The organism is Microcystis sp. LEGE 08355 (assembly GCF_015207185.1).
Taxonomy (GTDB): Bacteria; Cyanobacteriota; Cyanobacteriia; order Cyanobacteriales; family Microcystaceae; genus Microcystis; species Microcystis panniformis.
This window is the reverse complement of record NZ_JADEXI010000075.1, coordinates 1-12806: the sequence shown is the minus strand read 5'-3', so window position 1 is coordinate 12806 and position 12806 is coordinate 1. Positions and strand designations below refer to the sequence as shown.

The following is a 12806-nucleotide window of genomic DNA, read 5'->3' as shown; positions in this document are numbered from 1 at the left end:
CTCTAGCCCTTAGTGTGGGAAGTGGGGGGAAAGATTTTGACTCTTATTCAGATAAAATGGGCATACTAATATTATTGACAAGATGGGCGAAATTTGGATGTCTTCTCTTGAAACAATAGCAATCAACCAAAGATTTGAATATTTATTATCGGTCTTGTCAGCAGAGCGATTTCTCAAAAAACAGGGAATTGGCAATGAAGTTCCTTTTTTTATCTGTCCTTACCCACCTCAAGACAGTGTTGAAATGGAACGTCTGCAAAAGCAACTGGTTAGTCAGTTGCATCAAAAAGGGATTCGCATATTAGAGATCAATCTTTATGATCTCTGTCTTGAATTATTGAGGGAACGGCAGATATTTGAGCAAATTCTCGATATAGAATCCTCCATATCTAAAGGGGAACTGAAAGAGCTTTTACAAAATGTGTTAGATTCGGAGAGTCATTTAATTCCAGCCCTAGGCGAAAAAATTGCCGAAAATCCGTTTGATATCTTGTTTTTATGGGGCGTTGGTCAAATTTTTCCCTATATTCGTTCCCATAATGTTCTTAATAACCTCCAAACCACGAACAACAACCAACCGACGGTAATGTTTTTTCCGGGGGCCTACACCTATTCCCTAGAGTCGGGAGCCTCTCTCAATTTATTTGGACTCTTACGAGATGACAAATATTATCGAGCTTTTAACATTTACGAGTACCAAGTTTAAGGGAGAACTAATTATGCAGTTAAGTAGAATTTTTGAGAAACAAGTTAGTCGTCCTATGGAAGGGGTAATCAAAGCGGATGCCAATGATGAGGCGAGTCTGCACGTTGAACTAGAAGAATATGTGCTTACCGGCGAGGTTGAAAAACGCCTAGAGGAGTTTTTGTCAGCTTATAACAATTATACAGGAGTTAATGGGGTTTGGATATCGGGATTTTTTGGCTCTGGTAAGTCCCATTTATTAAAAATATTGGCCCTGTTGTTAGAGGATCGCAGGCTCGAAAATAGCCAAGCAATTGAAAAATTTTTACCCAAATGTCGGAACAATGAAATTCTTAAAAGAGACTTGAGGAAAGCTGTTGCTATTCCTGCTAAAAGTATTTTATTTAATATCGATCAAAAGGCGGATGTCACCAGTAAAACAGAATTTGATGCTTTATTATCGGTTTTTAGCAAGGTTTTCAATGAAGCGCGGGGTTATTATGGAAAACAGGGCTATATTGCTCAGTTTGAAAAAGAATTAGATGAGCGGGGGTTATATACTGCTTTTAAAACTGAGTATGAATCCGTTGCTGGTAAACCCTGGGAAAGGGGACGGGAACAAGTCATTTTAGAAAGAAAAAATATTGCGATCGCCTATGGGAAAGTGACCGGTGCATCGGTGGAAAATTCCACCAATATTCTCGATTTATATCGTCAGGATTATAAACTTTCCATTGATGATTTTTCCCAAGAGGTAAAAGCATTTATTGAACAGAAAACCTCTAATTTTAGACTAAACTTTTTTGTGGATGAGGTGGGACAATACATTGCGGATAATGTTAAATTAATGACCAATTTACAAACCATTGCCGAGAGTTTAGCAACAAAATGTCAGGGACGTTCTTGGGTGATTGTCACCGCTCAGGAAGATATGGAAACGGTATTAGGAGAAATGGGAAATCATCGAACTAAGGATTTTTCTAAAATTCAAGATCGTTTTGCTAATCGCATGAAATTAACCAGCCGGGATGTGGCGGAAGTTATTCAGAAACGTCTGCTGACAAAAAATGAGGATGGTGTTAGAATACTCGGGCAGATTTATGAGCAACAACGGCATAATTTACCTACCTTATTTCGCTTTTCCGATGGCTCAAGGGATTTCCGTAATTTCCAAGATAGAAACCATTTTACCGATTGTTATCCTTTTATTCCCTATCAGTTTACCCTTTTCCAGTCTGCTATTAGAGGATTATCTATACATAGTGCTTTTGAAGGAAAACATAGTTCGGTAGGGGAACGCTCAATGTTGGCGGTTTTCCGTAAGGTGGTAATAGCAATTGAGGAGCAAGAAATTGGTCATCTAGCTACATTTGATTTAATGTTTCAAGGAATTAGATCGACGTTGAAATCTAATATTCAGAGTGGTATTACTTTAGCAGAAGATAATCTTAATAATCCTTTTGCCGTGCGTCTTCTCAAGGCATTATTTCTAGTTAAATATGTAGAGGGATTTAAGGCTAATTTACAGAATTTATCCATCCTGATGTTAGAAGAGTTTGAACAGGATATTTCCCACCTACAAAATCGAGTTCAGGAAGGGTTAAACCTGCTTGAACATCAAACCTACATTCAGAGAACGGGGGACTTGTATGAGTATTTAACGGACAAGGAAAAAGACATTGAGCAGGAGATTAAAAATACAGAATTAGAAGATAATAGGATTTTAGATGCCTTAAATAATTTAATTTTTGAGGAGATTCTCAAAACCGCAAAAATTCGCAATCAAGAGGGGACACAAGATTATCAATTCTCCCGTAAGATTGATGGAATACTTTATAAACGAGAATACGAGTTAAGTATTCAAATCATCACTCCTTTTTTCTGGCAACATGAGCAAGAAAAAGCCCTACAGATGGAGAATATGGGACGGGATGAGTTATTAGTTATTATCCCTTCTGATCAGCTTTTAATAAAAGATTTAACCATGTATAAAAGAACAGAAAAGTATGTTCAACAGAATATATCTGTCACTCATCAGGAAGAAGTTAAAAGTATTTTGAATCAAAAAAATCAAAGCAATCAACAAAATTACGAAAAGATTAAAAACAGGCTGAAAAGTTTATTAGGACAGGCTAAGTTATTTGTATCGGGAAGGGAGTTAGAGATTAGCAGTAGTGATGCTCAAAGTAGAATTATTTTAGGGTTTCAGAAATTAATTGCCGAGGTGTATCATAACTTTCAAATGTTAGGGGGAGTGACTTATAAAGTCGAACAATTTAAGCACTTTTTAGAACCGTCTCAAGAGGGTTTATTTAGTAATGATGTCAAAGATTTAAGTGAACCAGAAAAAGAGGTTTTTAACTTTACTCAAAAGGATAAAGAAAAGGGGTTAAGGACATCTATGAAGTCTCTAACCGATAATTTTCAACGTAAACCCTATGGGTGGAGTGAGGGGGCGATTTTATGTATGGTTGCCAAACTGTGCGCCAAAGGTAAGCTAAAAGTGGAAAGAGAGGGCAATTTGTTAGAAGGAGGGGCATTAGTTGAGGCTATTTGTAAGTCCCGTAATTATAGTAATATTTTACTACAGCCACAACAGAAATTTACCTCTTCACAGGTACGAAAACTTAAGGATTTTTATGAGGAATTTTTTGCTCAACCCTGTGGAGATAATGAACCTAAAGCTATTTATCAGAAAACGCAAGCAGCATTTCAGGAACTCAGCCAATCGATTCAAAAAACACTCTCAGAAATGGATAAATATCCTTTTTTATCGGCTTTAGAACCGGCTCGACAAACCCTGAATGATGTATGTAATAAGCCTTATGATTGGTATCTTACCGATTTAACCGAACGAGAGGATGAGTTATTAGATCTTAAAGGGGATGTAATAGATCCGATTCGGAGTTTTATGCAGGGGGAACAAAAACGGATTTATGATCGGGCTAAACTGTTATTAGAGACTCAAAAGCCCAATTTTAGTTATATCAACAGCGATAATCTATCTCAACTGAGAACAGTTCTCACGGATACCCAATGCTTTAAAGGAAGCCGGATGCAGCAGGTAAAGGGGTTAATAGAGTCGGTAGAGGCAGAAATTTCTAGCGAAGTTACCAAGGAAGTGGAACAAGCACAGGAAGAAATCGGGTTGTTACAAGAGCGAATGGGTAAAATGGCCGAGTTTTCCCAACTTTCTCCGGTGCAACAGCAGGAAATTCTGAAATCTTTTCAGGATTGTTGTGATTCTATTGCTCAAGAAGATTTGATTGCTATGATTCGCAGTACCCGTCAGAAGTTTGAAACGGATACCTATCCTCGGTTACTCTCAAAAATGACTAAGTTGACGGGGGTTGATGGGGTTTCTTCCCAGGCAACCCGTCGGGTTAAGGAGTCAGAAACTCAATATATACCCAGTCAGACAATTAAGGTTAATTTTGGCAAGGCATGGCTGGCAGATGAGGCGGATGTGGAGGAGTATCTCTCGGCAATGCGTGAGGCTTTAATGGCAGAAATTAAGGAAGGTAAACGGATTCAAATTTGAGAAGTGGGGTGTGGGGTTGTGGGAACTATTTACCACGATATAGAGATTGCCGATTTCTTGATTGAGATGAAAAGATGATTACATCATTAGAACTGAGAAATTTTACAGCTTTTCGACGTTTAAAAATTGATTTTTCTCCGAAGATTAACGTCATTATTGGAGAAAATGGGACAGGAAAAACTCATTTGTTAAAAGTTGCTTATGCCCTTAGTTCTGGGTATAAACTGTTTAAACAGCCATCGGAGATGGAGGAGTCTGATTTAAGGGATTTTTTAACCGAGCGGTTAATTCGTCTTTTTCTTCCTTTAAATAATAAATTAGGAAAACTTCATCACACGGGAGCAGAAGAAAGGGCAGAATGTACTATTAACTTTTCCCTAGAGCAAATGCTGAAAATTAGTTTTTCTAAGAGTTCCCAATCTGTGCATATTATCGAGAATAAAAATTATGAGCAATACCAACAAACTCCTGTTTTTATTCCCGCTCAAGAATCTTTATCTTTTATGGAGGGAATGCTTAGTCTTTACGATAGGTATCAAATGACTTTTGATGAAACCTATCGAGATCTATGGTCACTGCTAGATTTACCTGTTATCCGGTCTGAAAATCTTCAGGAAAAATCTAAATGGGCGATGGAAGAAATTAAAAATATTTGTGGGGGAAAATTTATCTTTTATGGAGGAGGTAGGGTAAATTTTAAAGTCAAAAATATAGAATATTCTGTTAATGCAATCGCTGAAGGTTTTCGCAAGATGGGAGTATTATCTAGGTTATTAGAAACGGGTGCAATTCAACCGGGGATGAGTGGGACATTATTCTGGGATGAACCAGAAGGAAATATTAACCCTAAATTAATGAGGCTATTGGTAGAAATTTTACTAGAATTATCTCGTAATGGTCAACAAGTTATAGTGGCTACTCATGATTATGTTTTTTTAAAATGGTTTGATTTACTAATTGATGAAAAGAAAGATGATAAGATTACTTATCATAGTCTTTATCGGGAACAGGAAAATAATCAATTAAGGGTTAATAGCACCCATGAATATCTAGAAATTTACCCGAACCCAATTGATGAAGCTTTTGAGGCTTTAATCAATAATGAAATAGATAAAACTATGGGAGTTTTGGGGAAATGAAAATTGAATGTGATGGCTTTGAGTTTGATTTTCCTAATGCTTTAGATGTTTTTATTTTTGATGAAAAAGAAACCAATAAACTTCATTATCATGGGTTAAGTCATGCGATGAAAGCAGTAGATATTATCGTTGAGTTGACCGATTTTTATTTGTTTATTGAAGTTAAAAATTTCCATAAACCCGAACAGTATCAAGACTCTAGCTATTTTAATAATTTGCGAGAAACTCTTAAACATAAATATCGAGATTCTTGGTTATATCGTTGGTGTGAAAATAAAATTGATAAACCGATTAAATATCTCTGTTTACTCGAATTAGATACTCCTCTTTTATCTCGTATGAATAAGGAATTACGCCAACAAATCCCTATTGGTCAAAAAGGAAAAAGATGGAGTCAAGAAATTTGTAATAGTTGCATTGTGCTTAATTTTGCCATCTGGAATCAGCAATTTACAGCATGGCCGATAATAAGATTGTCTTGAGAAGTTTTCTTTTTTAGGATAAAATTGTCTTATGGATACATCAAGACTTAAAAAATTCGCTCAGTATGCCCGTCGTTATCTCAGAGAACAGATGACGACTAAGTTAGAAGTGGTCTTAGGTGAAAATAGCGCCGCAAGACGAGAAAATCCCAAAGCTATCAGCAAGTTAGCCGAAAAAATCGAAGTTTTAGGCAAAGAACAGCTTATTGAACAGGTTGCCTATACTTGGTTTAACCGTTTTTGTGCCTTGCGGTTTATGGATAGCAACCGCTATCACTCCATTAGGGTTGTGTCCGCTGCTGAGGGGCAGTTTCAGCCAGAAATCTTGGCTGAGGCGAAAACGGGACATATTGACGAGGAAATGCTCAATAAACAGGTCAGAAAGCAGATTTTTGATTTATTAAGCGGAACTGCACCGAGTTATGATGCTCAAGGGGAAGCCTATCGTTTATTAATTGTAGGAGTGTGTAATTATTATCATCAGTTGATGCCCTATTTATTTGAACGAATTGATGATTATACCGAGTTATTGATGCCCGATGATTTATTATCGGGTAATTCAATTTTAGCTTATACTCGTGAGGCAATGACTCCAGAAAATTGTGAGAGTGTGGAGGTGATTGGGTGGTTATATCAGTTTTATATCTCTGAGAAAAAAGACGAGGTTTTTGAGGAACTAAAAAATAATAAAAAAATCACTCCCCAGAATATTCCAGCGGCAACTCAGTTATTTACTCCTCATTGGATTGTCCGTTATTTAGTAGAAAATTCCCTGGGGCGTTTATGGATGTTAAACCGTCCTCAGTCTCGGTTAGTTGAGTCAATGTCCTATTATGTGGATAGTGGGAAGTGGGAAGTGGGAGATGGGTACTTAAAAATCAACTCGCCTGAAGATATAAAAATCTGTGATCCTGCTTGTGGTTCGGGACATATTTTAGTCTATGCTTTTGATTTACTTTATGCAATATATGAGGAAGAAGGTTATACAGCAAATGAGATTCCTAGCAAGATTTTAACCCATAATCTCTATGGCATAGAAATTGATGAACGGGCGGGAAGTTTGGCAGCATTTGCATTAACCATGAAAGCGAGGGAAAAGGAAAGACGATTTTTTCGTAAACCCATCCAGCCTAATATTTGTGTGTTGAAAAAAGTTGAGTTTTCTGAAAAAGAGCTACAGCCTTATCTAGATTTTGTCGGGCGCGATTTGTTTACTGCGCCTTTATTAGAAACACTACATGAGTTTAAGGAGGCGGATAATTTTGGGGCATTAATTCGTCCTACGGTGACGGATGTACAGGGGATGATAGGGTTATTAAATGAGCGCAATGTCGCTAGTCAGTTATTGTTATATAAAACCCACGAGAAGGTAATAGATGTGTTAAATATGGCGGATTTTTTAAGTCCTAAGTATCACCTTGTTGTGGCGAATCCCCCCTATATGGGTAACAAGGGGATGAATAATCGGTTAAAGGCTTTTTTACAGGATAATTATAGTGAGGTAAAATCGGATCTATTTTCTGCTTTTATGGTGCGGATTGTAGAAATGACTTTACAAAAAGGTGAAATAGGTTTTGTTACTCCCTACGTTTGGATGTTTATTTCTTCTTATGAAAACTTAAGAAAGTTTATTTTAGAGAAAACTACAATAACTAGCTTAGTTCAGTTAGAATATAATGCTTTTGCTCCAGCTTGTATTCCAGTTGCTACCTTTACCCTTTCTAATCAAAATTTACCTAATTTTAAAGGTGGATATATTAAATTATCGGATTTTAGAGGTGTAGATATTCAACCCGTTAAAGCATTAGAAGCAATAAAAAATCCTAATTGTGGTTGGTTTTACCGCGCTTCTGCTAGTGATTTTAAGAAGATTCCAGGAAATGCGATCGCTTATTGGGTGAGTGATAGACTCTTAGAAATTTTTGCTACTTCAGAAAAGTTAGGCAATATAGCTGAAATTAGAGTGGGATTAGATACGGGTAATAATGACTTCTTTATAAAATATTGGACAGAAGTTAATATAAATAATATTGGTTTTAACAAGAAAAATATAAAGAATTTTATCGAGTCAAACAAGTTATATGTTCCTCATACAAAGGGAGGAGAATATAGAAAATGGTATGGAAATTTTGATTACATATTAAAATTTAGTCAAAAGTATTATTCTCAATTAGAAAATTCAGGAAATCATTTACCTTCTAGACAATTTTATTTTAGAGAAGGGGCTAGTTATACAAGAATAAGTTCCTCGTTATTTTCTATTAGATACAGTCCACAGGGATTTGTTTTTAATTCAGCTTGCCCTACAATTTTTTGTCAAACATATGATGAATTAGTCTTATTTTTAGCCCTATTATCAAGCAAAATAATAAATCTTTTTATGTCAGCAATGAGTCCAACTTTAAATTTTCAAGCTGGCGAAATTAGACAGATTCCCCTTATCAACAATCCAAGTAATAAAATTATCAACAATGCCGAAAATATCATTAGTTTAAGTCGCCAAGACTGGAACTCATACGAAACCTCGTGGGATTTTACCACCCTTCCACTTTTGAGAGTGGGAAGTGAAAACCTAGAACAAAATACCCACTTTCCACTTTCCACTTCCCTGAAAGAAACCTATCAAAACCTCCGCCAGAAATGGCAAGAAATGACCCTAGCAATGCAGAAACTAGAGGAGGAAAATAACAGTATATTTATCGAAGCTTATGGACTACAAGACGAATTAACCCCCGAAGTTCTCTTAAAAGAAATCACTTTAACCTGTAACCCCCATTATCGTTATAAGAAAGAAGTGGGAAGTGAGAAGTGGGAAGTGAGAAATAAAGAGGAAAATACTATCCACTTTCCCATAGATGAAGACTTAGAAAAACGATTATTAGCAGATACTATCAAAGAATTTATCTCCTACTCGGTGGGTTGTATGTTTGGACGTTATTCTCTTGATAAAGAAGGCTTAATTTTAGCCAACCAAGGGGAAACCTTGCAAGACTACCTTAAACAGATTCCAAACCCCACCTTTCCCCCAACAGAAACCAACGTTATCCCCATCCTTGAGGGGGACTGGTTTAGTGATGATATAACCGAACAATTCCGGCAATTTCTGCGGCTCACATTTGGGGAGAAAAACTATCAACAAAACCTCAACTTTATCGAAGAAGCGATCGGGAAATCCCTAGAAAAATACTTTCTCAAAGACTTTTATGATGACCACACTAAACGTTATAAAAAACGTCCCATATATTGGTTATTTAGTAGCCCAAAAGGAACATTTAACGCCCTAATTTATCTCCATCGTTATCGCCCTGATACCGTTAATATCGTCCTTAATAGCTATCTGCGGGAATTTCGGCTTAAACTAGAAGTAAAACTAGACACCTTCCAACAAATAGAAATTAGTACAAGTGCGACTAAAACTGAAAAAACCAAAGCCCTACGAGAAAGCGAACAAATCAAAAAAATGATCGGAGAATTAGAAACCTACGAACAAGAAACCCTCTATCCTTTAGCCATCGCCCAGAAGGAAATAGATCTTGATGATGGGGTAAAAGTCAACTATACTAAATTAGGTAAAGCCCTGAAAAATATAACAGGATTAGGTTAAAATAAACTCACTTCCCTTATTCCCAGAAATAAGATATATTAGGGATAAGGATGAGAAAATATTTATCATTCCTGATTTAAGTATATTTTGCTGCCCAGAACAGTTATGCCCGCCCGTGATTATTACCATGATATTGTCAAAAAAGCCCTTCAAAAAGATGGGTGGACAATTACTCATGATCCCTATCGTATCAGGCTGGCGAGAAGAAAAAACCTATTTGTTGATTTAGGCGCAGAACGTCTAATTGCCGCCGAAAAAGATTTAGAAAAAATTGCTATTGAAATTAAGAGTTTTCGCAGTGCGTCAGAAATGAAAGATTTAGAAGAAGCCGTCGGACAGTTTGTTTTATACGAACATTTATTAACTCGCTACGAACCCGAACGAAAGCTATATCTAGCCGTTCCTGAAGACGTGCGACAATCTATTTTTGAAGAAGAAGCAGGACAAGTTTTAATCGAAGATAAAATTATTCGTCTTTTTAGTTTTAATGTCAATCAAGCGGAGGTTGTGGTATGGATTACTTAACTAAAATTTATCTTAAAAAAGCCATTATTAAAGCTTTAGAAGATTATCGCAATTTTTTAGGTTCGGATCCTGAAAGTGAAATTGAATTAGTGATTGATGAAACTAGAGATCACTACCTTTTAATTGAAACTGGCTGGCATCGTAACCAAAGAATCTACGGCACTCTAATTCATCTGAATATTATTGATAATAAAATTTGGATTCAACAAGATGGAACAGAAGAAGGTATTGCTAACGAATTAGTCAATCTTGGCATTTCTCCTCAGCAAATTGTCCTCGCTTTTAAAACCATTGAACGCCGTAAAATTACCAGTTTTGCTATTTCTTAATCCTACTGTCACATCCAGCCTATTTTGGAGGTTAACCCCTTGAATCAGCAGATTAAACAAGCCTTAACTAAACTTTTTGAGCGTCACCGGATTGTTTTTTGGTATGACACCGAAAAAGAGTTACGCTCAGATTTCGAGAGATTAGAATTAGAAAACATTGAAAAAATAGAGATAAAAAATAACGAATTTGGACTAAAATACCGAGTTTTAAAAGAACAACCTCAACAAAAATTCCTCTTATACCATGAAGGCAAAGAACCAGAATATTTAGATAACTGGTTACTAGATGTGGAGTTAGCACAGGGAAAATTCAGCAGCGATCAAGTTTCTCTTTGGCTAAATGAATTAGAACTAGGGCCAGAATTTGCCGATGTGCTTGCTCCTCATCGTGAATTTTTTCTGTCTAATAAACGCCGAGAATCCCTAAAACAATTACTTCAACCCCATGACACAAAAACCAATATTCGCCTAAAAATGTTGGCGGTTTGTACTGCCGCACCTCCCCGTTTAGATTCCATTTTAGAACAACTCTTAAAAGAATACGCCGAACAACAAGACGAAAAATTTAAACTCTGCGATCGCACTGGTTTAACTAAATTTCTGTGGCAACAAATGGAACAAGTTTATGGTTATCGTTCCTCAGAGTTAAGTATCAAAGACTTTGTCATACAACTCTTTAAATCCTGTTATAATTACGCCTTAGAAGGACAGGAAACACTAACACAAGATGCCCTGATTTTTTTCAACAGATGGAAAGATAGCCGTCAATTTGAAAAATCTTTTGAAAGCTTATCCGATCATTGTGCTAAAATGCTCAATATTAAGGAAAAACTAAACCAGCGACGTTATCAAGAACTTATCTCAATAGATTATTTTAGCTTAATTGACCTAAAAATAATTCATGATCTCATTCAATCGGTTAGTAATCGAACCATTGCGACTCATGAAGTTATTAATATTGTGCGTCAGCGTCAACAAGGATACTGGTATCGAAAATTTAAACATTTGTACGAAGTTGTTAACTATGCCTCACAGTTTATTCAAGTCTTAGATGAAGCTAACTTATCCATCGAATCCCTCAAAGATGGCTTAGAAAAATATTGTCAATCTTGGTTTAAAATTGATCAACTCTACCGTAAATTTATTTATCATCTGGTGGCGGCTGCTCAACCTACTCTGACAGAAAAACTTAGTCAAGAAATTGAAAACCGTTATGTAAATTCCTATCTTTTAAACCTTAATAGTTCTTGGCAAGTCTTTGTTGATAGTGTCACCCAATGGAACAAGATAGAATTCTCTTCACAAAGGTCATTTTTTAGCAAATGGGTAGAACCATTTTTGAAAAAAGATAAAAAAGTTTGTGTCATTATTTCCGACGCTCTCCGCTATGAAATCGGGGATGAGTTAGTCAGTTTAATTCGTCAAGAGGATCGTTATGAAGCCACCCTAGAAGCTGCTATCACTCTCTTACCCAGTTATACTGCACTGGGAATGGCTGCCCTTTTGCCTAATCAGACACTAGAAATAATTGATGATTCTGTTTATGTAGATCAACAAGACTCTCAAGGAACAGAAAATCGGCGTAAAATTATCCAAAAAGCCTTTCAAAAGATACAAAAAAAAGCAACAGTTATTCAAGCCAAAGAACTATTAGAATTAAACCAGGATCGAAGTCGTTCCCTATTTCGAGATCACGATGTGGTTTATGTTTATCACAATCAAATTGATCAGATCGGAGATAAATTAGCAACAGAAAAACAAGTTTTTCAGGTGGTTGAAAACACCTTTTCTGAACTCGATAAGCTCATTAAAAAACTGACGGGAGCCAATGCCAGTAACCTATTGATTACGGCAGATCATGGGTTCATTTACCAACATAGTGATGTCGAGAATAGTGATTTTTCCACGGTGGAAGTCCCAGGGGATAAAATCATCAAAAAAAATAGGCGTTTTCTGATCGGTAAAGCACTAGAAGACTCCGATAGACTCAAAAAATTTAAAGCACAACAGATCGGTTTAACGGGAGAACTAGAAATCCAAATTCCCAAATCTATTAGTCGTTTACGAATCCAAGGATCGGGAAGTCGTTTTGTTCATGGTGGCGCAAGTTTACAGGAAATTATTATTCCCATTGTTAAAGTTAATAAAAAAAGACGAGGGGATCTTTCTACCGTGGAAGTGGAAATTATTCGTAACTCTACCTCAACCATTACATCAGGGCAACTAGCTGTTACTTTTTATCAACAAAAACCCGTCACCGATAAAGTTCAACCTCGTAGGCTAAAAGCTGGCATCTATACCCCCATAGGAGAGTTAATTTCTGATCTCCACGAACTGACTTTTGATTCCCCATCGGAAAATCCAAGAGAGCGAGAATTTCCAGTAAGATTTATCCTAACCAGTCAAGGGAATAATATCAATAATCAAGAGGTATTATTACGATTAGAAGAACAACTGACGAAAACTGCCCATTTTACAGAATAAAAATCGGTTTGCTATCC

General features: G+C 36.4%; 8 protein-coding genes. All 8 read left to right on the top strand.

Annotated features, from left to right (window positions below):
- Positions 1 to 97: 97 nt before the first annotated feature.
- Positions 98 to 706 (top strand): DUF1788 domain-containing protein, encoded by a 609-nt coding sequence (locus tag IQ242_RS05960; RefSeq protein ID WP_228020846.1) that lies wholly within the window; start codon positions 98 to 100, stop codon positions 704 to 706.
- A 13-nt stretch (positions 707 to 719) separates the two neighbouring features.
- Entirely contained in the window at positions 720 to 4226 is a 3507-nt protein-coding gene (gene brxC, locus IQ242_RS05955) for a BREX system P-loop protein BrxC (protein WP_193959346.1), read from the top strand.
- A gap of 74 nt (positions 4227 to 4300) precedes the next feature.
- A complete protein-coding gene (locus IQ242_RS05950) occupies positions 4301 to 5365 on the top strand; it encodes an ATP/GTP-binding protein (protein WP_002766560.1) in 1065 nt (354 codons plus the stop codon).
- Positions 5362 to 5847, top strand: coding sequence for a hypothetical protein (locus IQ242_RS05945; RefSeq protein WP_002766562.1), 486 nt, complete (start codon positions 5362 to 5364; stop codon positions 5845 to 5847). The genes IQ242_RS05950 and IQ242_RS05945 overlap by 4 nt, the downstream gene beginning before the upstream one ends.
- A gap of 31 nt (positions 5848 to 5878) precedes the next feature.
- Positions 5879 to 9451 (top strand): BREX-1 system adenine-specific DNA-methyltransferase PglX, encoded by a 3573-nt coding sequence (gene pglX / locus IQ242_RS05940; RefSeq protein ID WP_193959345.1) that lies wholly within the window; start codon positions 5879 to 5881, stop codon positions 9449 to 9451.
- A gap of 105 nt (positions 9452 to 9556) precedes the next feature.
- The gene (locus IQ242_RS05935; RefSeq protein ID WP_002766565.1) at positions 9557 to 9976 is read left to right on the top strand and encodes a XisH family protein; all 420 of its coding nucleotides are present in this window, start codon (positions 9557 to 9559) and stop codon (positions 9974 to 9976) included.
- Entirely contained in the window at positions 9964 to 10305 is a 342-nt protein-coding gene (locus IQ242_RS05930; RefSeq protein ID WP_193959344.1) for a XisI protein, read from the top strand. The genes IQ242_RS05935 and IQ242_RS05930 overlap by 13 nt, the downstream gene beginning before the upstream one ends.
- A 39-nt stretch (positions 10306 to 10344) precedes the next feature.
- On the top strand, positions 10345 to 12789 hold the full coding sequence (pglZ, locus tag IQ242_RS05925; protein WP_193959343.1) for a BREX-1 system phosphatase PglZ type A: 2445 nt from the start codon (positions 10345 to 10347) through the stop codon (positions 12787 to 12789).
- The last annotated feature ends 17 nt before the right edge of the window (positions 12790 to 12806 follow it).

Coding starts and splice junctions, on each gene's coding strand:
- IQ242_RS05935 (WP_002766565.1), top strand. CDS start 9,557: ATGCCCGCCCGTGATTATTACCATGATATTGTCAAAAAAGCCCTTCAA.
- IQ242_RS05960 (WP_228020846.1), top strand. CDS start 98: ATGTCTTCTCTTGAAACAATAGCAATCAACCAAAGATTTGAATATTTA.
- pglX (WP_193959345.1), top strand. CDS start 5,879: ATGGATACATCAAGACTTAAAAAATTCGCTCAGTATGCCCGTCGTTAT.
- IQ242_RS05945 (WP_002766562.1), top strand. CDS start 5,362: ATGAAAATTGAATGTGATGGCTTTGAGTTTGATTTTCCTAATGCTTTA.
- brxC (WP_193959346.1), top strand. CDS start 720: ATGCAGTTAAGTAGAATTTTTGAGAAACAAGTTAGTCGTCCTATGGAA.
- IQ242_RS05930 (WP_193959344.1), top strand. CDS start 9,964: ATGGATTACTTAACTAAAATTTATCTTAAAAAAGCCATTATTAAAGCT.
- IQ242_RS05950 (WP_002766560.1), top strand. CDS start 4,301: ATGATTACATCATTAGAACTGAGAAATTTTACAGCTTTTCGACGTTTA.